The sequence below is a fragment of the Methylobacterium sp. E-012 genome (assembly GCF_057836545.1).
This window is the reverse complement of the sequence record NZ_JBYQEY010000001.1, coordinates 3,190,301-3,210,528: the sequence shown is the minus strand read 5'-3', so window position 1 is coordinate 3,210,528 and position 20,228 is coordinate 3,190,301. Positions and strand designations below refer to the sequence as shown.

Annotated in this window: 15 protein-coding genes and 3 pseudogenes; 11 read left to right on the top strand and 7 right to left on the bottom strand. The window is 69.3% G+C overall.

Annotated elements, in window-relative coordinates; all coding sequences use genetic code 11:
• Positions 1-43: 43 nt before the first annotated feature.
• The 4 genes from AC3IF1_RS15515 to AC3IF1_RS15500 form a co-directional block, all read right to left on the bottom strand.
• Positions 44-1,426, bottom strand: a complete 1,383-nt coding sequence (locus AC3IF1_RS15515) for an MmgE/PrpD family protein (protein ID WP_243966130.1) — start codon at positions 1,424-1,426, stop codon at positions 44-46.
• Positions 1,427-1,437: 11 nt separating this feature from the next.
• Entirely contained in the window at positions 1,438-2,241 is an 804-nt protein-coding gene (locus tag AC3IF1_RS15510) for a class II aldolase/adducin family protein (protein WP_243966104.1), read from the bottom strand.
• Positions 2,242-2,333: 92 nt separating this feature from the next.
• The gene (locus tag AC3IF1_RS15505; protein ID WP_243966113.1) at positions 2,334-3,119 is read right to left on the bottom strand and encodes an IclR family transcriptional regulator; all 786 of its coding nucleotides are present in this window, start codon (positions 3,117-3,119) and stop codon (positions 2,334-2,336) included.
• A gap of 128 nt (positions 3,120-3,247) precedes the next feature.
• Positions 3,248-4,141, bottom strand: coding sequence for an amidohydrolase family protein (locus AC3IF1_RS15500; protein WP_489218316.1), 894 nt, complete (start codon positions 4,139-4,141; stop codon positions 3,248-3,250).
• Positions 4,142-4,480: 339 nt separating this feature from the next.
• Between AC3IF1_RS15500 and AC3IF1_RS15495 the strand changes: the two genes are divergently transcribed.
• The 10 genes and pseudogenes from AC3IF1_RS15495 to AC3IF1_RS15450 all read left to right on the top strand — a co-directional run bounded on the left by AC3IF1_RS15495 (position 4,481) and on the right by AC3IF1_RS15450 (position 17,096).
• Positions 4,481-5,737 carry an alpha-hydroxy acid oxidase gene (locus AC3IF1_RS15495; protein WP_489218315.1) on the top strand — a complete coding sequence of 419 codons (1,257 nt, stop codon included), beginning with the start codon at positions 4,481-4,483 and terminating at the stop codon, positions 5,735-5,737.
• 22 nt (positions 5,738-5,759) lie between these two features.
• Positions 5,760-6,743 carry a 2-hydroxyacid dehydrogenase gene (locus tag AC3IF1_RS15490; RefSeq protein WP_489218314.1) on the top strand — a complete coding sequence of 328 codons (984 nt, stop codon included), beginning with the start codon at positions 5,760-5,762 and terminating at the stop codon, positions 6,741-6,743.
• A gap of 54 nt (positions 6,744-6,797) precedes the next feature.
• A complete protein-coding gene (locus tag AC3IF1_RS15485; protein ID WP_489218313.1) occupies positions 6,798-8,255 on the top strand; it encodes an MmgE/PrpD family protein in 1,458 nt (485 codons plus the stop codon).
• Positions 8,256-8,325: 70 nt separating this feature from the next.
• A complete protein-coding gene (locus AC3IF1_RS15480; protein WP_489218312.1) occupies positions 8,326-9,828 on the top strand; it encodes an MmgE/PrpD family protein in 1,503 nt (500 codons plus the stop codon).
• A gap of 113 nt (positions 9,829-9,941) precedes the next feature.
• A complete protein-coding gene (locus tag AC3IF1_RS15475; RefSeq protein WP_243967438.1) occupies positions 9,942-10,838 on the top strand; it encodes a LysR family transcriptional regulator in 897 nt (298 codons plus the stop codon).
• Positions 10,839-11,026: 188 nt separating this feature from the next.
• Positions 11,027-11,752, top strand: coding sequence for a PIG-L deacetylase family protein (locus AC3IF1_RS15470; RefSeq protein ID WP_243967437.1), 726 nt, complete (start codon positions 11,027-11,029; stop codon positions 11,750-11,752).
• A complete protein-coding gene (locus AC3IF1_RS15465; RefSeq protein WP_243967436.1) occupies positions 11,749-12,438 on the top strand; it encodes a 4-carboxy-4-hydroxy-2-oxoadipate aldolase/oxaloacetate decarboxylase in 690 nt (229 codons plus the stop codon). Before AC3IF1_RS15470 ends, AC3IF1_RS15465 begins: the two co-directional genes overlap by 4 nt.
• Before the next feature lie 121 nt (positions 12,439-12,559).
• Positions 12,560-13,864, top strand: a complete 1,305-nt coding sequence (locus AC3IF1_RS15460; protein WP_243967435.1) for an MFS transporter — start codon at positions 12,560-12,562, stop codon at positions 13,862-13,864.
• A 382-nt stretch (positions 13,865-14,246) separates the two neighbouring features.
• Positions 14,247-15,935 (top strand): methyl-accepting chemotaxis protein, encoded by a 1,689-nt coding sequence (locus AC3IF1_RS15455; protein WP_489220396.1) that lies wholly within the window; start codon positions 14,247-14,249, stop codon positions 15,933-15,935.
• 404 nt (positions 15,936-16,339) lie between these two features.
• Positions 16,340-17,096: pseudogene (locus AC3IF1_RS15450) on the top strand (IS5 family transposase).
• Positions 17,097-17,756: 660 nt separating this feature from the next.
• Here the strand turns inward: AC3IF1_RS15450 and AC3IF1_RS15445 are convergent.
• Positions 17,757-18,042: pseudogene (locus AC3IF1_RS15445) on the bottom strand (IS481 family transposase); the annotation flags it as partial.
• Positions 18,043-18,210: 168 nt separating this feature from the next.
• Complete coding sequence (locus AC3IF1_RS15440; protein WP_489218309.1) at positions 18,211-19,158, bottom strand: diguanylate cyclase domain-containing protein; 948 nt, start codon at positions 19,156-19,158, stop codon at positions 18,211-18,213.
• Between the two features lie 200 nt (positions 19,159-19,358).
• Here AC3IF1_RS15440 and AC3IF1_RS15435 point away from each other — a divergent pair, with 200 nt between their 5' ends.
• Entirely contained in the window at positions 19,359-19,868 is a 510-nt protein-coding gene (locus AC3IF1_RS15435) for a DUF4142 domain-containing protein (RefSeq protein ID WP_489218308.1), read from the top strand.
• A 71-nt stretch (positions 19,869-19,939) separates the two neighbouring features.
• On the opposite strand, the pseudogene AC3IF1_RS15430 reads toward AC3IF1_RS15435, so the two are convergent.
• A pseudogene (locus AC3IF1_RS15430) lies at positions 19,940-20,191 on the bottom strand (integrase core domain-containing protein); the annotation flags it as partial.
• Positions 20,192-20,228: the final 37 nt, after the last annotated feature.

The following is a 20,228-nucleotide window of genomic DNA, read 5'->3' as shown; positions in this document are numbered from 1 at the left end:
CGATCTTGCGGCTCTGGCGGGTGTGTTGGTGCGGCCCGGCCGCCTAGTCCGGTACCGGCGGACCGACCCCGAGCCGCGCCACCGCCTCGGCCGACGCCGTGTCGAGGGTGCGCAGGGACGCGAGCAGATCGGCCGCCGCCGCTGCGCCGACCGCGGGCGCGGCGAGTTCGCGGAACTTGTCGGCGAGCTCGTCGTCGGTGAGCGGCGCGTCCGGGTCGCCCTTGCGGGTCGGCTGCCGTTGCGTGAGGCGGCGCCCGTCCGTCAGCGCGACCGTCACGACGGCCGAGCGCCGGGCTGGGAACGCCCCCTCGCTCTCAGGGTCGACGACCATTTCCACGCGCCGCATCAACGCCTGGACCCGTGGATCGGCGAGACGCTCCGGGCTGAACGCATCCAGCCGCACGCTGCCGTGCACGAGGGCGCTCGCCACGGTGAAGGGAGTCGAGAACCGCCCCTCGAAGGGCGTCGCGACCGCGCGCCGGTCGGTGACGTCGAGGGCCGTCCGGTAGGTCCCGACCGTAATGTCCGCGATGGCGTCGAGGTCGAGATCCGGTCGCAGCACCAGGGCGGCGTCGATGGCCGCGAAGGCGTGGCCGCAGCAGCCGTGGTTCTTGAAGGTCATGGCGCAGATGTTGTAGCGGCGCCCCAGCTCATCGACGGCATGGTCCCACGCGGCGCCCCGGCTCATCGCCGCCCCGAACCCGGCCTCCCCCTCCAGCACGTCGAGGGCGCCGGTGACGCCGCGGCCGGCCGCCAGGGCGGCCAGCGCCCCGGCCTCCGCGGCGTGACCGGCATGCAGCGGCTTCGACATGGCGTCCGAGCGGAAGGCCTGCTGCAGCCCGGCCGCCATGGTGGCGGCGGTGGCCAGCGCGTGGGCGGTGCGACCGGCATCGAGGCCGAGCAGGCTGGCGGTCGCGGCGGCCGCCCCGAACGTGCCGATCGTCCCGGTCGTGTGCCAGTAGCGGTAATGCGACGGCTGCACGGCGACGCCGATGCGCGTCGAGACCTCGTAGCCGACAACGATGGCCCGCAGCAGCGCCGCACCGTCCGCGCCCAGGGTCTGCGCGGCGGCGAGCGCCGCGCCGATCACCGGACAACCCGGATGGTAGATCGCATCGCGGAAGATGTCGTCGAACTCGACGATGTGGGAGGCGGTGGCGTTGATCAGCGCCGCCGTCCGCAGGGGCGCCCGGAGCCCGGTGCCGTAGACCACCGCGCGGCCGCCACCCGCCGCACCCCCGAACTCGTCGGCGAGCGCCGCGGCCAGCAGCGTCGCGGGTGGGAGGCGCGCGCCCGGCAGGAGTGCGGCGAACCAGTCGATCAGGGCGCGCTTAGCGTGATGCAGCACGGTCTCCGGCAGCGGGTGGGCCCGCTCGGAGGCCGCGTAGGCCGCCAGCACCTCGATCACCGTGCCCGGGTGAGCCATGGTCACGGCGGTCAATCCCGGTAGGTCGGGTCGATCCGGTCGAGCTTGCGCAGGAGCGCCGGCCATTCGAGGACGCCGAACGGGCGGCGCACCTCGGGCCGGTAGAGGTGGTTGGTCTTGGCGATGACGTCGTCGGAGGGCAGGACCAGATCGGTGCTCGCCGCCATCGCCATCAGCTGCGCCTTGCAGGCCAGTTCCGCCCGGTAGATGTTGCTGAAGGCCTGCGGCACGGTCGGCCCGACCACCAGCAGGCCGTGGTTGCGCAGGATCATCAGATCCGCGTCGCCGAGGTCGTCCACGAGGCGCTTCTGCTCGTCGAGATCGACCGCCACGCCCTCGTAATCGTGGTAGGCGACCGTCGAGAAGCGCATCGCCGTCTGGGTCATCGGCAGGAGGCCGCACTTCATGGCGGAGATCGCCATGCCGGCCGGCGTGTGCGTGTGGATGACGCAATCGACCGCGTGCCGGGCCCGGTGGACCGCGCTGTGGATCACGAAGCCGGCGCGGTTCACGCCATAGTCGAAGTCGGGCTTGTCGACGATGTTGCCGTCGAAATCGATCTTCACGAGATTCGAGGCGGAGATCTCCTCGTAGAGCAGCCCGTAGGCATTGATCAGGAAATGCTCCGGCTCACCGGGGACGCGCACCGAAATGTGGTTCGCGATCATGTCGGTCATGTCCCAGAGGGCGACCAGCCGGTAGCAGGCCGCGAGGTTGATCCGCGCCTCCCACTCCTCCGGCGAGACCCGATCGCGCATCGAGGGCAGATCGAGATCGTAGCGCTTCCCCCGAAGCTCGGCGATGCCGCTCGTCATCCGTCTCCTCCCGTCTTCGGCGCCGGCGCAGGCCACAGGGGTCCCGAAGCACCGGCGCGTCTTGACCGGAGGGTCGCTCAACTCCGAAAAATTTACAACCGTGAATTTTTTAGATCTGCGACCGGCGGGCCGACGATGCCGCGCAGGCCCGCGAGGATGCGCGCCCGGTTGGGTTCCAGGCGCGACAGGGGGCCGGCGACTCCGAGGACCGTGGCGCGCCCGTCGGCCATCTTCGGCGCTAGCACCGCCATGGTCCCGGCGCCCTCGGTGACCTGATTGGCCGACCACGCGTAGCCGGCGGCGCGGACTGCCTGGAGGCCGTCCCAGAAGGCGTCGAGGTCGAGGGTCACGCCGCCGCGCCGGTCGAGCTGACGCACGAGGCGGGCGATCGCGTCGCGGGACTGGTGCGCCAGCAGCATCCGGCCGGCGGCTGTGGAGTGGATCGGCCGGAACGTGCCGGGATGCAGGTGGTAGCGCAGGAGGTGGCGAGCCTGGACGACGTGGATGTACTGGACGTGGAGGTCGTTCTGCATGCCGAGCACGACCGTTTCGCCGGTCGCCTCCTGCAGCGCCTCCATCAGCCGGATCAGCACCCCGTCGCGGAAGACGCAGGCCTGCACCCAGGCGCCCAGCATGGCGACCCGCATGGTCGGGCTGTAGGTGCGCCGCTCGAAATCGTACGAGAGGTAGTCGAGGGCGAGCAGGCTCTTGAGCAGGGCCAGGGTGCTGGAGGCCGGGTAGCCCAGGGCCCCCGCGATCTCGGTGAGCGATTGCGGGCATTGGACGCGGTCGAAATGCTCCAGCACCTCGACCACCCGGCGCGCCGACTTCACGGCCGCGCCCTGCGACTCGGTCGGGACGTCCGCGCGCACCGTCACGGCGCCAGCACCGCACGAACGATATTCACATCCATGAAACACATGACCCGCATCGGTCCGGCTGGCCCGCCTCTTCGTCTGACCGGTCGGTGATACCGGAAGGCGGAGGGCGCCGGTAGCGCGGAGACTCACGGGAATCCGTAGAGCGCGGCCGGGTTGTCCACTAGGATGCGATGCAGGGCGCTGTCGTCCGTCCAGCGCCGGAGCGTCCGCAGCAGATCCGCGTCGGACGGGACGCCGTGGTCGGTCGCGCCGCCGAAGTAGTTGATGTGCGGCCAGTCGCTGCCCCAGACGAGGCGCTCCGGATTGGCCGCGATGAGTGCGGCGGCGAAGGGATCGACATCGCCGTAGGGCGGACCGGCCTCGGTGAGGCGGTCGGCACCCGAGATCTTGGTCCAGGCCGTGCCGTCCGCCACCAGCCGGCAGAGCAGCGCGAAGCCCGGATCAGCGACGCCCCGCGCCGTGCTCATACGGCCCATATGATCGATCACCACCGGCATGCCGCAGGCTGTCAGGCTCGGCCAGAGCTCGGGCAGGTCCGGTGCGTGCAGCCACGCCTGGAGGTGCCATCCCCGCGCCCGCAACCGAGGCGCGAGCGTCCGCAGGGCGTCCAACCCCATGCCGTTGCGGTAAACCTGGCGTCCGTTGCGGCGGAACAGGTTGACGCGCACGCCGCGCACGCCCGCCTCCGTCATGGCGTCGAGGTCGGCCTCGCCGACGCCTTCGGACAGGACCGCGACGCCGCGCAGCCGGTCCGGAGCCACCGCGAGCGCGTCCAGCATGGCGCGGTTGTCGTCGCCGTAGGCACTGGCGGTAACGATCACGCATCGGGCGAGGCCCATCGCGTCGAGCTGGCGCACCAGGGCGGCGCCGTCGTTCTCCGGGGGCGTGTAGCTGCGGTCTTCCGCGAGGGGGGAGCGCGCGTAGGGCCCGAAGACGTGGGTGTGGCTGTCGCAGGCGCCGCCAGGGAGCGCGAAGCCCGGGGGCTCGGGCGCCTGCGGAGGTAGGCAGTCGCGGCTCATCGGCATCCTCCGGCTCGCATCCGGTGCCCGTGATGGCCTGCTGCGGATTCGATCGCAATGCACAGATATGAAATAGTTCGATGCCGGCCCCGTACCGTTCAAGGATCAGATCTCAGGGTTCGCCGAGCGGCTCGTCAGTGCCAAGGAGCGCTGGTTCGACCCTCTCAGAGGGCGATGCGATCGGTCGCGCTCCGGCATCCGCCGCGTGCCTCGATCTGTGTCGCCCGTCGATGCCTATGGACAGCGAGCATCCAATCTTACACACTTGTGAAAGAAACGGGCGTAACCCCGCCGCCCCCCGGTGCGGGGACGTCCAGCCCATCACCGGAATGGAGAGCGATGGCGTCAGGCGCCAAGAGACTGGCCGGCCATGCCGAGGCTGTCCCCGGAACGGCGGCGACCGAGACCGCCGCGGGGACGCGCCGGCCCGGCAAGCCGATCGCGCTGGCCCTGGCCGATTACGAGGCGGCGGCGCGGCGGCACCTGCCGCGGCCGGTCTTCGGCTACATCGCGGGCGCTGCGGAGACCAATGCAGCGATCGACGACAACCGACAGGCGTTGCGCGAAGTTGGGTTCGTGCCGCGCGTGCTGGTCGGGGTCGGCGCGCGCACGACCGCCGCCACACTGTTCGGCCGGGACTATGCCGCGCCGTTCGGCATCGCCCCGATGGGCCTGAGCGCCCTGGCCGCCTATCGCGGGGACATCGCGCTGGCCGCGGCCGCGCGGGCGGCCCGGGTGCCGATGATCATGAGCGCGTCCTCGCTCATCCGCATGGAGGACGTGATCCCCCACAATCCGGAGGCGTGGTTCCAGGCCTACCTGCCCGGCGAGCCCGACCGGATCGTGGCTCTGATCGACCGGATCGCGGCCGCGGGCTTCAGCACGCTTGTGGTGACCGTCGACACCGTGATCTCCGGCAACCGCGAGAACATCACCCGCACCGGTTTCTCGACCCCGCTCCGGCCGAGCCTGCGGCTCGCCCTCGACGGGCTCCTGCGCCCGCGCTGGACCGTCGGCACGTTCCTGCGCACGCTGGCGTGCCACGGCATGCCGCATTTCGAGAATTCCCACGCGGCGCCGGGGGCGCCGATCCTGTCCGCCTCGGTGCTGCGGGATTTCGGCAACCGGGATCACCTGTGCTGGGATCACCTGCGGCTGGTGCGGGATCGCTGGCGCGGCCGGCTGGTCGTCAAGGGGATCATGGCGGCGGCCGACGCGGTCGCGGCCCGGGATCTCGGCGCCGACGGGGTGATCCTGTCGAACCACGGCGGCCGGCAGCTCGACGGGACGGTGTCGCCCCTGCGCACCCTGCCGGCGACGGTGGCTGCGCTCGGCGGCACGATCCCGGTGATGATCGACAGCGGCTTCCGCCGCGGCACCGACGTGCTGAAGGCACTGGCGCTGGGCGCGTCCTTCGTCTTCGTCGGGCGGCCCTTCCTGTACGCCGCGTCCCTGGGCGGCAGCCCCGAGGTCGAATGCGCGATCGCGATCCTGAAGGACGATGTCGGGCGCAACATGGGCCTGCTCGGCGTGAACACCCTGTCCGAACTCGGGCCTGACCGCCTGCACCGGGTTCCAGCCGCCGCGAACACTTGACCCCTGCGAGCAAGGAGCGTGCATGAGCGATGAGGCGTCGCGGCCCGGCGGAGCGGGCGGGCCCAAGCCGGACGTGCTTCTGGCGATCGACCTCGCGCCCTTCGCCCTCGACCGGCTGCGGGCGCACTTCACCGTGCATCAGGCCCTCACGCCCGAGGCCCGCGCGGAGGTCGCCGCGCGGGCCGGCGCGCGCGTCCGGGCGATCGTGACCAATGGCACGACGCTGATCCCGGCCGCCCTGATCGCGGCCCTGCCGAATCTCGGCATCATCTGCGCCCAGGGCGTTGGCTACGAGGGCGTTGACCTCGCGGCGGCCCGCGCGCGCGGGATCGTGGTCACGCACGGCACCGGCACCAACGCGGATTGCGTGGCCGACCACGCGCTCGCCCTGTTCCTGGCGGTGCTGCGCGACATCCCGCGCTTCGACGCCGCCGTGCGGGCGGGCCGCTGGCGGGAGGGCGGCACGGCCCGACCGGGCGCGCACGGGAAGCGCGCCGGCATCCTGGGGCTCGGCGGGATCGGCGGCCGGATCGCCAGGCGCTGCGCCGGCTTCGACATGGCGGTGCGCTACCACAACCGTCGGCCTGTCCCGGACGTCCCGTGGGACTACGCGCCGAGCCTCAGCGACCTCTGCGCCTGGGCGGACGTCCTGTTCGTGGCGCTGCCGGGCGGGGCTGCGACCCGCCACTGCGTCGGGGGCGCGGCCCTCGACGCGCTCGGGCCGGCCGGCTTCCTCGTCAATGTCGGGCGCGGCTCCGTGGTGGACACCGACGCCCTGGTCGAGGCCCTCGGTGCCGGCCGCCTCGCCGGGGCGGGGCTCGACGTGATCGAGGGCGAGCCCGAGGTGCCGGCGGCCCTGCGCGCCCTGCCCAACGTCGTGCTGTCGCCCCATATCGCCGGCCGCTCGCCCGAGACCATGGAGGCGACGATCGGGCAGGTCGTCGGCAACCTCGCCGCCTTCTTTTCGGGCGCGGCCGTGCTCTCGCCGATCCCTGACCGCGCCTGAACCCCCCCGCTCCCCCCGCCGTCCGGAGAACCGATGTCACACCGAGGCCACCTGATGGGACCGAGTCGCCGGGCCCTGCTGCAAGGCGCCGGTACCCTGCTGGGGACCGTGCCGCTGCGCGCCTCCGCGGCCGAAGGCACTGCCGGTGGGACCGTCAGCCCAATCATGGCCAAGCTCAGCGCCTATATGGGCGCGGCCGGAGACCGGGCGCTCCCGGACGCGGTCGTCGAGACGGCCAAGCACCACATCCTCGACACCTTCGCCGCCATGGTGTCGGGCTCCGGACTCCTACCGGCCAAGGCCGCCTACGGCTTCGCGGCCTCCTACGGCGGCTCCGGTGATGCGACGCTCGTCGCCTCCAGGGCCACGGCCGATCCGCTGGTGGCGGCCCTGGTCAACGGCATGCTGGCGCATTCGGACGAGACCGATGACTCGAACGAGTTCTCGCAGTCGCATCCGGGCGCGCCGATCGTGCCGGCGGCGCTGGCCGCCGCCGAGAAGTTCGGGATCGACGGCACGCGCTTCCTGCGCGCCGTGACGCTGGGCTACGACGTCGGCCCGCGGGTCACCCTCAGCTTCGACGCGATCCCGTTCCGCAACACCAGCCACAAAAGCACCCACGCCATCGCGGGCGCCTTCGGGGCCGCGGCGGCCGCCGCCTGCGCCGCCGGGCTCGACGCGCAGCAGATGCGCTGGGTCCTCGACTACGCCGCCCAGCAATCCTCCGGCATCGGCGCCTGGACCCGCGACACGCAGCACATCGAGAAGTCCTTCGTGTTCGCCGGCATGCCCGCGCGCAGCGGCCTCACCGCGGCGCTGATGGTGAAGGCGGGATGCACCGGCCTCGACGACATCTTCTCCGGACCGGACAATTACTTCCTGGCCTACGCGCCCGATGCCCGCCTGGACGCGCTGACGGCGGAGCTGGGCGAGCGCTACGAGATCGCCCGTACCAACATCAAGAAGTGGACGGTGGGCTCCCCGATCCAGGCGCCGCTGGATGCCCTGAGCAACATCCTGCAGCGCCGGTCCGTCGACGCCGAAGCCATCGAATCGGTCACCGTCCGCGTGGCCCATACCGAGGCGCGGGTCGTTGACAACCGCGACATGCCCGATATCTGCCTCCAGCACATGGTGGCGATCATGCTGCTCGACGGGACGGCCTCGTTCCAGGCGGCGTACGACAGGGACCGCATGGCCGATCCGACCGTGCTGCGGATGCGCGCCAAGGTCCGGCTGATCCCGAGCGACGCGCTGGAACGCCTCGAACCGGCCCGCGCCGCCATCGTGGAGATCGCGTTGAACGACGGGACAGTCCTGTCCGACAAAGTGCTGGCCGTCCGCGGCACGGCCGACAACCCGATGCCGCGCGCGGAGGTGGTCGCCAAGTGCCGCGACCTGATGGCGCCGGTCCTCGGCGCGGACAGGACGTCCCGGCTGATCGACGCCGTCCTGGCGATCGAGACGGTCGGGACCATGCGCGACGTCGCGGGCCTGCTGCGCCTGAGCTGAGCGAACCCGGGGACGCGTCGGAGACGGGGCGTCCCGCGCCACGCGACGAGACCCGAGCCGGGAGGATCCGATGATGACGTTGAGCCGCAAGCGATTTCTGTCCGGTCTGGCGGCGCTCGGCGCCGGGATGAGCCTCCTGCCCGGCGCGCGCCGACGCGCCTTCGCCGCGGATGCGCCGGCCGGCACCGCCGGGGTGACGGCGGAGATGGCCGCCTTCGTGGTCGCGGCCCGCTACGAGGACCTGCCGCCAGAGCTGATCGCGCTCGGGAAGCAACACATCCTCGACGCGTTCGGCCTCGCCATCGCCGGCGAGAAGGCCGAGACCGGTCCGATCGTGCGCCGCTACCTCGCCGATCTCGGCATGCTGAACGGTCCCTCCACCGTGCTCGGCACGACCCTGCAGGCCGCCCCGCGCTTCGCCGCCTTCGCCAACGGCGTCGCCATCCACGCCGACGATTTCGACGATACGCAACTCGCCGTCGCGAAGGACCGCGTCTACGGCCTGCTGACCCATCCCACGGTGCCGACCCTGCCCCCCGCCCTGGCGCTGTCAGAGGCCCTGAACAAGTCCGGCCGCGACTTCATGCTGGCCTATCATCTCGGCGTCGAGGTCGCCACGAAGCTCGCCGAGGCGATCGCGCCCCGCTCCTACGAGGGCGGCTTCCACTCCACCAGCATGTGCGGGGTGTTCGGCGCGGCGGCGGCCGCGGGGAAGCTGCGCGGCCTCGACGCCAAGCAGCTGCGCAACGCCTTCGGGGTGGCCGGCGCCGAGGCCGGCGGCCTACGGGAGAATTTCGGCACGATGACCAAGCCGTTCCAGGCCGGCCATGCCGCCGAGGCGGGCATCGTGGCGGCCGACCTCGCGGCCCTGGGCTGGACGGCGGCCGAGGACATCCTCGAGGCCAAGCGCGGCTTCTTCGCCGCCTTCGGGGGCGGCTGGGATCCCGGGGCGATCGTCGGCCGCCTGGGTCGGCCGTGGTCGCTGCGCTCGCCCGGCGTGTCGATCAAGCCCTATCCCTCGGGCTCGCTCACGCACCCCGCCATGGACGTGATGGCGGAGCTCATCGCGCAGCACGGCATCCGGGCGCAGGATGTGGCGCAGGTCCGGGTCGGCACCAACCGGCAGATGCTCAACACGCTGATCCACCACCAGCCGAGGACGGGCCTGCAGGCCAAGTTCAGCATGGAGTACTGCATGGCCGTGCTGCTGGTGCTCGGCAAGGCCGGGCTCGGGCAGTTCCAGGACGACGTGGTCAACCGGCCGGAGCTGCAGGCCATGGTCGAGCGGGTCGACTTCTACAACAACCCGGACGCCGACGCGGCCGGCGCCGACAAGATGCGCAGCTACGTCGAGGTACGGCTGACGGACGGGCGCTCGGTCTCGGGCCAGGGCGACTTCGCCCGCGGCAGCCCGGAGAAGCCGATGAGCTTCGACGACACCGTGGCCAAGTTCGAGGGCTGCGCCGACTTCGCCGGGCTGCCGCGCGAGCGGGCCGGGCGAATCGTGTCAACCGTCCGGAACCTGGAGGCGGTCCCCGACATGCGCGTGGTCTGCACGGGCCTCTTCGCCTGAGCCTCGGCGGCATCCGCGGCCTCGCCTCGCAGTCGGCTGGCAGCGGGCCGATCCGTAGCGGCGGCCTCTCCGTCCGTGCGAGTGCTGGCGCCGCGTTTCGACGGCGAGGGGTGATGGAGCGGATCGACTTCCTGGGCCTGCAGGCCTTCCTCAGCATCGCCAATTGGGGCAGCTTCAACCGGGCCGCGGCCAGCCTCAGCCTGTCGCAGGCGGCGTTGAGCCACCGCCTGAAGAAGCTGGAGGACGAACTCGGCGTCAGGCTGGTCGCCCGGACGACGCGGCAGGTGACACTGACGCCCGCCGGCGTCGAGCTCCTGCCGAGCGCGCAGCGCATCGTCGACGAGCTGTCCCAGATCTTCGGGACGCTCCGGCGTCAGGGCCGCGAGAGCCAGGACGTCGTGCGGTTCGGCTGCCTACCGACGATCGCCGGGCACCACCTGCCCGTCATCCTGCAGGGGTTCAGCGCCGCTCACCCGGGCGTGCTGGTGCGTGTCCTTGATCAGTCGGCCACCGCGATCATCGAGCGCGTGCGGGCGGGCGAGGCCGAATTCGGCATCACCATCATGTCGGCCCAGCACTACGACCTCGATATCACCCCGATCCACCAGGAAGCCTTCGTGCTGGTGTGCCGGGCCGATCACGCGCTCGCCGACGCGAAGGTGGTGACGTGGTCCGCGCTGGACCGGGAGATCCTGATCAAGATCGGGGAGCAGACCGGCAACAACCTGCTCATCGCGGCGGGACTGGGCGGACGCTACGCCGACGTGACCTGGGCCTACGAGGTGCACCGCGTCGCCACCGCCATCGGCATGGTCCGCGGGGGCCTGGGTGTGACCGTCGTGCCGCGGCTGGCCTTTCAGGCCGCCGATGAGGCAAAGATCGTCGCCGTGCCGCTCCGGGCGCCGAGCATCGCGCGGACGATCGGCATCGTGACGCGCCGCCATCACACCCTGTCACCGGTGGCGGAGAGCCTGGCCCGGATGATCCAGGCCTACTTCAACGCGCTCTGACCGCGCGGCCTGCCGGCAGAACCGGGTGGCGGGGCATCGCGCCGGACTGTTCCGAACCGGCAGGTATTATTCGATCACGTGCATCAATAGCCTCAATCTAATCATTTGTTTGCTCGGGCGGGGGGCGCTAGCGCTGCATGCACAATAGTGCGCGCGAGGGGCGACGCACGCTTCGGGAGGGATGAGACATGGCGGCCGCAGCGCGATCGGGTCTCGTCGTGACAGCCCATCCGGGCGACTTCGTCTGGCGCGCCGGCGGCGCCATCGCCCTGCACGCGCGCAAGGGCTACCGGATGAAGATCGTCTGCCTGTCGTTCGGCGAGCGCGGCGAGAGCCAGTGGGCCTGGAAGAAGGCCGGCGTGCGCCTCGAGGACGTGAAAGCCCAGCGCCGCGCCGAGGCCGAGGAGGCGGCCGGCATCCTCGGCGCCACGATCGAGTTCCTCGACGTCGGCGACTATCCCCTGCGCGTCGACGAGGCCGTGCTCGACCGGCTGGTCGACGTCTACCGCGAGGAGCGTCCGGCCTTCGTACTGACTCACGCCCTCGAGGACCCGTACAACTTCGACCATCCGGTCGCCGCCCACGTGGCGCAGGAGGCCCGGGTGATCGCCCAGGCCGCCGGGCACAAGCCGGACCCGGACCGCAGCTACGCCGCGCCGCCGGTGTTCCTGTTCGAGCCGCACCAGCCGGAGCAGTGCAACTTCAAGCCCCAGGTCATCCTGAACATCGATGCCGTGTGGGAGACCAAATTCCGCGCGTTCCAGGTGCTCGCGGCGCAGAAACATCTCTGGGAATACTACACCCGCGTCGCCCTCAACCGCGGCGTCCAGGGCGGCCGCAACTCCGGGACGGCGATGACCTATGGCGAGGCCTATCAGCGCCTCTTCCCGATGACGCTGGAGGAACTGGCATGAGCAACGTCGTCGTCCGCAACATCCCCCGCGTCGCGCCGGCCGTCGCCGCGACGCTCGCCGGGCACGGCGTCTCCACGGTCCACGAGGCGCAGGGGCGTACCGGCCTCCTGAAGACCTACATGCGCCCGATCTGGGAGGGGGCCGCGATCGCCGGCAGCGCCGTGACCGTGCTGGCGCAGCCCGGCGACAACTGGATGCTGCACGTGGCCATCGAGCAGTGCCGCCCCGGGGACGTCCTGGTGGTCGCCTGCACGACCGACAACACCGACGGCATGTTCGGCGACCTGCTGGCCACCTCGCTGAAGGCGCGCGGCGGCGTCGGCCTGGTGATCGACGCGGGCTGCCGCGACGTGCGCACGCTCAAGGCGATGGGCTTCCCGGTCTGGTCGCGGGCGATCTCCGCCAAGGGCACGGTCAAGGCGACTCTGGGCAGCGTCAACGTCCCCGTGGTCTGCGCGGGCGCCCTGGTCCGGCCGGGCGACGCGATCGTGGCGGATGACGACGGCGTCGTGGTCGTGCCCCATGCCAAGGCCGAAGCCGTCGCCGCGCAGGCGGAGGCGCGGGCCGCCAACGAGGTCGCCAAGCGCGCCCGGCTCGCGGCCGGGGAACTCGGCCTCGACCTCTACGCGATGCGCGACGCGCTGGCCGCCGCGGGCCTCGAATACGTGGACGATCGGCAGGACTAACGAACGCCGAAATAGAAGCCGGCAGACCGTCCGCGAAGAGACGGCACCGGTTCAACCGTGCAGCCCGCCCGGCCGGCAGCCCGAGCGGCGCACGATCCCGGATGGCCGGAGGAGACGCGTCATGAGGAAGCTCGGCTGGTACCACACGCTCGATCAGACCGAGCGCCGAACCTACTGGGCCTGCTTCGCAGGATTCGGCCTCGATGCCATGGACACGACGATCTACGCCCTCGTCATCCCGGCGCTGATCGCGACGCTCGGCCTGACGCAGGCCGAGGCCGGATACCTCGCCACGGCCTCCCTCGCCGGGGCCGCGGTCGGCGGCTGGGCCGCCGGCATCCTGGCCGACCGGATCGGTCGGGTCAGGATCCTGCAGGTCACCATCCTGATGGTCGCGGGTTTCACCTGCCTGGCGGCGTTCATGAGCGACTTCTGGTCCCTCGCCCTCGTCCGCTTCCTGCAGGGCCTCGGCTACGGGGGTGAGGCCGCGGTCGGCGGCGTCCTGATCAGCGAGGTGATCCGGCCGGCCCTGCGCGGGCGCGTCGCGGCCTCCGTCCAGAGCAGCTATGCGGTCGGCTACGCGATCTCGGTCAGCCTGCTGCCGGTCCTTACGTCCCTGTTCTCCGAGGAGACGGGCTGGCGCGTCTTCTTCGCCATCGGCGTCATCCCGGCCGGGCTCGTCTTCTTCATCCGCCGGCTCGTCCCGGAATCCGGCATCTACGCCGAGGCGCGGGCTGCGCAGCGCGACGGCGCCGTGCCGCCGCCGTTCTGGACGATCTTCACCGGCCGGCACCTGCGCCGCACGGCCGCCGCCGCGATCATGTCGACCGGCATCTTCGGCGGCGCCTACGTGATGATCACGTGGCTGCCGACCTACCTGCGCACCGCCCTCGGCCTCTCGATCAAGTCGAGCACCGGCTACCTCGCGATGAACATCCTGGGCTCCCTCGTCGGGCCACTGCTCTACGGCTGGCTGTCGGACCGGATCGGCCGCCGCCCCGCCTTCATGACCTTCCTCGCGCTGCAGTCCGGCAACGTCGCGATTCTCCTGCTCGCGCCGATCGGCCTCACCACGACCATCGTCCTGAGCTTCTTCCTGGGCGCGTTCCAGGGGGCCCTGGCCTCGGGCATGCTGCCGACCTTCGCGGAGCTGTTCCCGACCGCAATCCGGGCGAGCGGCCAGGGCTTCTGCCTCGGGGGCGGCCGCGGCTTCGGCTCGGTCGTGCCCGCCACGGTGGGCATCCTGGCCGCAAGCCTGCCGCTCGGCACGGCGATGGGAGCCTGCGCCCTCTGCGCCTACGGGGTCGCCTTCTGCGCGGCCCTGGTCCTGCCCGAGACCGCCGGAACTGACCTCCATGAAACGGTCGGCGGCTCGGCGGCCGGGACGGGTCAACACAGACAGCCGTCGGACATCGTGTCGGCATAATCGCGCCGCCGAGCGGCTGCTGATCCGTCTTTGCACCCGAAAGCGGCCATTCCGCTTTCGGCCACATGGCGCGATCGATGCAACTTGAAATAAGCGCAATATGTCGCAACTCAAGCGGATATCTGCGTCACGCCGGCATAATGTTGCGGCGCATCAATGCATTCCGGGCTTTGGCCCTTTGCGAAAAATGCTTCGGCATCGGAATACTGGTCTACTTTGATCAAGGCGGGCGCCTTCCGAAAATGTAACCGGCGGTTGTGAAATCATCAAACCCTAATCCAAATTAACGCGTTAGCGAATTCGATTTTGCCGATCTTAACCTATTATACGCCAGGCTGACCCGACCGAAAACAGACATACCATAGTGCAAAAGGTCAAAGCCATGCGCTTTATTTCTGATCTCAAGATAACGACCAGGATGACGGTCGCCTTTTTGTCCCTCACCGCGGTCACGCTCGGCAGCAGCGCATTGGGCTATGGACGGCTGAAGTCGATCGACGCAAACATCCGCATGACGGAACACACGTTTCAGGTTCTGCGGTCACTCGATGCTGCGACGACCGCTTTGGTCAATCAAGAGACCGGTGTCCGCGGCTATCTCATCTCAGGCGACGCAAAGTTTCTAGCGCCCTATCGGTCAGGTCAGACTGAGTTCCGCGAGAGCTTCGAGCGGGTCAGGCAGCTAACGTCTGACAATCCCGACCAGCAGGGCCGACTCGTCAACCTGAAGCAGGCCGCGGACGCGTGGTCGGACGGGGTTGCCGCCCGAGAAATCGCCAGCGCCGAAGCCGGGCATCTCGAGAAGGCCCGGGAGATCGAGGCGAGTGGAGCTGGGAAGTCCTCTATGGATGCCCTCCGCGCCCGTGCCTCCGAAATTGCGCAGACGGAGCACGACCTCCTCGCTCGCCGCAGTGCCGAGCAGCAGCAAGCGTTCGATACGGCGTATTTCACCAGCATCGCTGGCAGCATCGCCAGCGTCTTCATCGCGCTGCTGCTGTCAGCCCTCGTGTTCGTCCTGATCGCCCGCCCTCTGGGCCGTCTGGTGTCGGTGCTGCAGCGGATGGCGCAGGGCGAGACCGATGCGCCCATCGCCGAAGCCCAGCGCGGCGACGAGATCGGCGCGGTCGGCAAAGCCGTCGAAGGTATCAAGGCCATGGTCGCCAAGACGGCGTCGGAGCAGGCCGATCTGCAACGAAGCGCCGACGCGGCAGCGGTCGCGGAGCGACGCCGGACGATGATCGAGCTCGCCGACAGCTTCGATCGTGCCGTGGGGGGCATCGTGGGCATGGTCTCGTCGTCCGCGACCGAATTGCAGGCCACCGCACAATCGATGACCGCGACTGCCACGGAAACAGCCAGTCAGTCCACGACCGTGGCGGCCGCGGCAGAGGAAGCGGCATCGAACGTCAATACCGTTGCGGCCGCGGCGGAGGAGCTTGGCTCGTCGGTGCAAGAAATCGGACGCCAGGTAAACGGATCGGCCGAACTCGCGCGTGTCGCCGTGGGTGAAGCCGATCAGGCCGGAATGCTCGTCCGCGAATTGAGTGCGTCGGTGGGTGAGATCGGCGATGTGGTCGGCCTGATTTCGAGCATTGCCAGCCAAACCAACCTCCTCGCGCTGAACGCGACGATCGAGGCGGCGCGGGCGGGCGTCGCCGGCAAGGGCTTCGCCGTGGTCGCTTCTGAGGTCAAGGCACTCGCTGAGCAAACGGCCAAAGCGACCCGCGATATCGCCGGGCAGATCACAAAGATCCAGAGCTCCACGGGTCATGCAGTCTCGTCGATTGGCGAGATCACGGGTCGGATCCGCGAAATCAGCGGTGTCGCGACGTCGATTGCCGCCGCCGTCGAGCAACAGGGGGCCGCGACGCAGGAGATCGTCCGCAATGTCAGCCAAGCTTCGGCGGGCACGTCTGAGGTCACGAGCAACATCAGCGGCGTCGCCGGCGCCGCCGAGGAAACCGGCGCCGCCGCCAGTCAGGTCCTGAATGCGGCATCGGAGTTGTCTCGCCAGTCCGAGAGCCTCAACGCCGAGGTCGGACGGTTCCTCGCCTCGATCCGCGCGGCCTAAAAGGCATCCCGCGAAGACCGCGTGCGGACCTGCTCAAATCCGCACTGCGGCTCTCGCGCGGTATGGTGGCGCTAATTGCACCCAGCATGGGCTTAATGCAGTTGCAGGGGCGAGTCCGAGCGCGTTTGACGGCTGTATCTTCATACGATTCCGATGCACGTCCGTCATGTGCGACCGCCCTTTGGACGATGCAAGAGAGAAAGACACGCCGTCGACACAACCGCATCATCCGCAGATCATGGGCGCCTGCGGATGTCCGAGATATGGCTTGATCGATCACACATATTCAAGTTGTCATTTTCGGATCTCGGAAGGACGGAGCCCGAGGGTGTGAACCGCATCAAGCATTTGTAGGCTCTGTGATGTTGTGACTTAGGGCCGCCGCGTGCAGCGCGGAGGCGGCGATGGCGGACCTGGTCTGGCTCTCGGATGCGCAGTGGGCGGTGATCGAACCGTTCCTGCCGAAGGATCAACCCGGACCGGCGCGCGAGGGCGACCGGCAGATCATCTCCGGCATCCTGCACGTGCTCACTTCCGGCTGCCGCTGGCGCGACTGCCCGGCCGCGTATGGCCCACGCACCACCGTCTACAACCGCTTCGACGGGTGGTCACGGCGCGGCTTTTGGAGGGCCATGCTGGCGGCGTTGGTCCGAGCCGGATGGTCGGGCGAGGCAACGGCCATCGACAGCACCTCCGTGCGGGCGCATCGCTCCGCCCACGGTGGTGAAGGGGGGCGCGTGCGCAGGCCATTGGCCCGTCGCGCGGCGGCCGGACGACCAAGATCCACGCCCTCACAGATGTCCTCGGCCCGCCCGGCGTCCGCCTGCTGACGCCCGGCAATGCCCGCGATGTCACCACCGCCCCCGCCGTCCTGGCCGACGCGCCCGGCCGGATCCGCCGCCTGAGCGCCGACAAGGGCTACGACGCCGATTGGCTGCGCAAGGATCTGCGCGTGCCGGGCATAACGCCGATCATCCCGGGCCAGCGCGGCCGCAAGAGAAGGATCCGCCACGACAAAAGGCGCTATCGTGAACGCCGGCGCGTCGAGGCCCCTTCAATCGCCTCAAGGACTTCCGCCGCATCGCCACCCGATCCGAGAAGCTCGCCCGCAATTACGCCTCAGCCGTCGCTCTGGCCGCCGTCATCGCCTTCTGGTGCTGATCGGGTCCAGACCCGAACTCGGGCGTCTGTCAAAAGGTCCCTTCCCCGGTCCGCAGCGGTCACGCATTCTGCCAACGCGATGTGACGTCCCGGAGCGCCGCATCGCCGTTCGCCTCCGAAGCCCCTTCCGAACCGAAGGAGCGAACCGACTGGCGCACGATCACGTCGTCACGCGTGATCGACCAATCAAACCGACCGGGCTCCTTCGTGGATGGTGTGACCCGCAGCTTGTGGGGGTTTGGTTTGAAGGTAATCATCTCTCATAGTTAGTGAGCCGTGGGGCCATCCGTGAGAGGGTGGCCAAACAGCCGCGACCGCAATCGGCACGGTCGCCCGAGAAAATCCTGATGCCCCGGTCTGGACGGGTCTGCATGAAAACCGTCCCGCGATGAAATCAGCCCCGGCAGCCCGCGATCAGATCGGGCGGCGGGGCTAACAGCCCGGCGAGGACGCCTGCCGGAGGCAACGATTCGTTAATCATAACCACCGAGACAGCTGTCAGCGATCGGCTGGGGGCTGAGCGCCGAAAGTGCAGCGCCGCGACCCGGAGATACGGTCTCGCGGTGCGGCTTCGTCGGCGCAGTCGCAACAAGCCCACACCTGGAACACCAGGGTGGGCGCTTTTCATCGCTTTCAGCGGCGGGATGTTCGGTTCCGGCCTGTGGTGCGCGGCAGGCTCGGCGGCGGCGTGTAGAGGCCGTCGTCCAGCGGCAGCAAGGTCTGCCGCCGGGAGGCGATGATAACCGCCGCCTCCTCCAGGCTGAGCACGCTCGAGCGGGGCTCCTTCGGCCCCATCGGCGCTCTGGCTGGTCTGACGTGAGCGCCACCTCTGCACCGTCGTGGCGCTGTCGCGCTTGGCGGCGGCCCTCACCCTCTCTCGACCAGCTGGGATTGCCCGCCGGACCATCTCAGTCGTCGTGGCGCTGCCGTGGAGAACCTGTCCCATGGCGCGTCCGTCCATGCGGCATCGGTTGCACCACCACACAGCGGGACCGAACATCCAGGCAGATCCCCGGGGCTATGCCAGCATCTATGGCTGTGGTCCTACGGCGAGGTGGCAATCGGCCGATCGCATGCCTCTATCAGGCGTTCCTCGTCGGATCGCTTCGGCATGTCAGCAGCGACCTTCTCGACGCGGCTGCACCCTTGGGAGCGCCGGTGGCGGCTCGCGATCAATCCGCACGGTATTCCGACCAGCCGCTTTGGCGGCGTAGAGGGCCGCGTCGGCCCGGGTAAAAAGCTCGGCTGGAGCACCATCGCCGGAGCTGGCCTCGTTGTACGCGATGCCAACCGACGCGCCAGCGCGCAGCTGGCGCCCGCTGTCCGGGATCGGATGCCCGAGCGCTGCACGGATGCGCCAACCCAGCGCCTCCACCGCCCACCGATCAACGGGTTGAGCGATCAGCACCGCGAATTCGTCGCCGCCGATGCGGGCCACGAGCGCGGCATCCGGACAGGTTTCCTTGAGCCGTGCGGCCGAAACCTGGATACAATGGTCGCCTGCTACGTGTCCGTAGGCATCGTTGATGCCCTTGAAGCCATCGAGGTCTACGAGCAGCAGCGCGCCGATCGGAGCACGCCCACCTGCCTCCGAAAGCCGCTGATCGAAGGCACCCCGATTGGCCAGACCGGTCAGGGCATCACGCTGAGCCTGCCTGCTGAGTTCGGCGAACCGTGTGATCTCCTCGGTGACGTCCTGCTTGAGCCCGAAAATCCGGACTGGCCGGCCACCCTCCGTCTCGACGGACGCCGTTATTCTGATCCAGCGGCGTCGCCCACGGGCGGTGACGATCTCTGCGTCGAGGCGGAAGTCCGCCCCGGTCGCCAGCGCCCGCCTCCGGATTGATGACAACAGGCGGAACGAGGCTGGTTCGTAGAAGTCGAGGATCCGTGCGCGCTGCAAGCGTGTACCACGCGGGATGTCGAACAGGTCGTAGACACCGCCCGTCCATTCGAGCGCCTCGTCGCGCAGACGGCACTCCCATAGACCCGCTGACGCTCGCGCCAGGGCTTCCTCGCGGCGCGACAGAAGGGCGGTCCGACGCAGCGGTAGGGCGTTCATTAAGAAGGTTCCGACGCGATCGCACACACGCGTGCTGTTCTTGCCACACCGGTCTTAAGCAAGCCTTAACTATGGCCTGCGTGGCAGCGATCCGGGTACGGCGCAAAGCACCAGGCCTTGCCCCCCTGCAAGATCAGCAAACCGTGATGCATCATACAGATAGCAAGGGCGTTGGTGTCGCGTGACAGGAGTTTCATCCCATGCCTTACAGCCGACCGACCGCTCGCCTCCTTCTGGCAGCGACCCTCTCGCTTGCTGGGCTCGTAGCCGCCCGAGCTGCGACTGTATCCGATGAGGACAAGGCCTTCGTCGCTAAAGTCTCGCAGGGTGGGATGTACGAGGTCGAGCTTGGAAAGCTCGCTGAGGGCAAAGGCGCTCGGCAGGATATCAAGGACCAGGGTAACACCGAGGCGCATGACCATGGCCTCGTGGGCGACAAGCTGAAGTCGATTGTCACCGGCGCCGGGCTCTCAGTTCCGGATACGTTGAACGCCGAGTTCCAGGGCCGGCTAGACCGGATGAAGGGGCTGTCGGGTGCGGCCTTCGACGCTGCCTACGTCAAGGACATGAAGGCGATCCACGATGCGGATGGTGCCGCTTTCGCCAAAGAGGCCAAATCCGGCACCAACCCGGATCTGAAGGCCTTCGCCACCGAAACCCATCGCATCGTCCAACGCCACCTCGGTGAACTCGGCGCCAAGACCAACTAGGGTCGCTTCGGCCTTGGTGGACGGTTGGGGGCTTGGCTGAGCAGAGCTTCGGATGACAGTTCACGATCTGTCTCCTGCTCGGAGACGGCGGGGGAGCGGTAGCCGAGCGCTGAGTGTCGGCGCAGCGGATCGTAGAGGCGCTCGAAGTCGCTGAACCAGGCCCTCCGAGCCTCCGCCTGTGAGCGGAAGCGTCGGTGGGCGAGCACCTCGCATTCGCGCGTGGAGAAGAGGCTTTCGGCCATGGCGTTGTCGTAGGCGCCGCCGACCGCGCTTATGGACGGGCGCATGCCTGCCTCACGGTATCGGTTGCCGATGGCGAGCGACCTGTCAGGCCTGGAACGTTCGGGTTCTGGGATGAAC

Bases quoted from the DNA above. Each gene is read 5' to 3' on its own strand.
- AC3IF1_RS15460 (WP_243967435.1), top strand. From the start codon at position 12,560: ATGAGGAAGCTCGGCTGGTACCACACGCTCGATCAGACCGAGCGCCGA.
- AC3IF1_RS15515 (WP_243966130.1), bottom strand. From the start codon at position 1,426: ATGGCTCACCCGGGCACGGTGATCGAGGTGCTGGCGGCCTACGCGGCC.
- AC3IF1_RS15470 (WP_243967437.1), top strand. From the start codon at position 11,027: ATGGCGGCCGCAGCGCGATCGGGTCTCGTCGTGACAGCCCATCCGGGC.
- AC3IF1_RS15510 (WP_243966104.1), bottom strand. From the start codon at position 2,241: ATGACGAGCGGCATCGCCGAGCTTCGGGGGAAGCGCTACGATCTCGAT.
- AC3IF1_RS15490 (WP_489218314.1), top strand. From the start codon at position 5,760: ATGAGCGATGAGGCGTCGCGGCCCGGCGGAGCGGGCGGGCCCAAGCCG.
- AC3IF1_RS15440 (WP_489218309.1), bottom strand. From the start codon at position 19,158: ATGAACGCCCTACCGCTGCGTCGGACCGCCCTTCTGTCGCGCCGCGAG.
- AC3IF1_RS15495 (WP_489218315.1), top strand. From the start codon at position 4,481: ATGGCGTCAGGCGCCAAGAGACTGGCCGGCCATGCCGAGGCTGTCCCC.
- AC3IF1_RS15485 (WP_489218313.1), top strand. From the start codon at position 6,798: ATGGGACCGAGTCGCCGGGCCCTGCTGCAAGGCGCCGGTACCCTGCTG.
- AC3IF1_RS15500 (WP_489218316.1), bottom strand. From the start codon at position 4,141: ATGAGCCGCGACTGCCTACCTCCGCAGGCGCCCGAGCCCCCGGGCTTC.
- AC3IF1_RS15480 (WP_489218312.1), top strand. From the start codon at position 8,326: ATGATGACGTTGAGCCGCAAGCGATTTCTGTCCGGTCTGGCGGCGCTC.
- AC3IF1_RS15465 (WP_243967436.1), top strand. From the start codon at position 11,749: ATGAGCAACGTCGTCGTCCGCAACATCCCCCGCGTCGCGCCGGCCGTC.
- AC3IF1_RS15435 (WP_489218308.1), top strand. From the start codon at position 19,359: ATGCCTTACAGCCGACCGACCGCTCGCCTCCTTCTGGCAGCGACCCTC.
- AC3IF1_RS15455 (WP_489220396.1), top strand. From the start codon at position 14,247: ATGCGCTTTATTTCTGATCTCAAGATAACGACCAGGATGACGGTCGCC.
- AC3IF1_RS15475 (WP_243967438.1), top strand. From the start codon at position 9,942: ATGGAGCGGATCGACTTCCTGGGCCTGCAGGCCTTCCTCAGCATCGCC.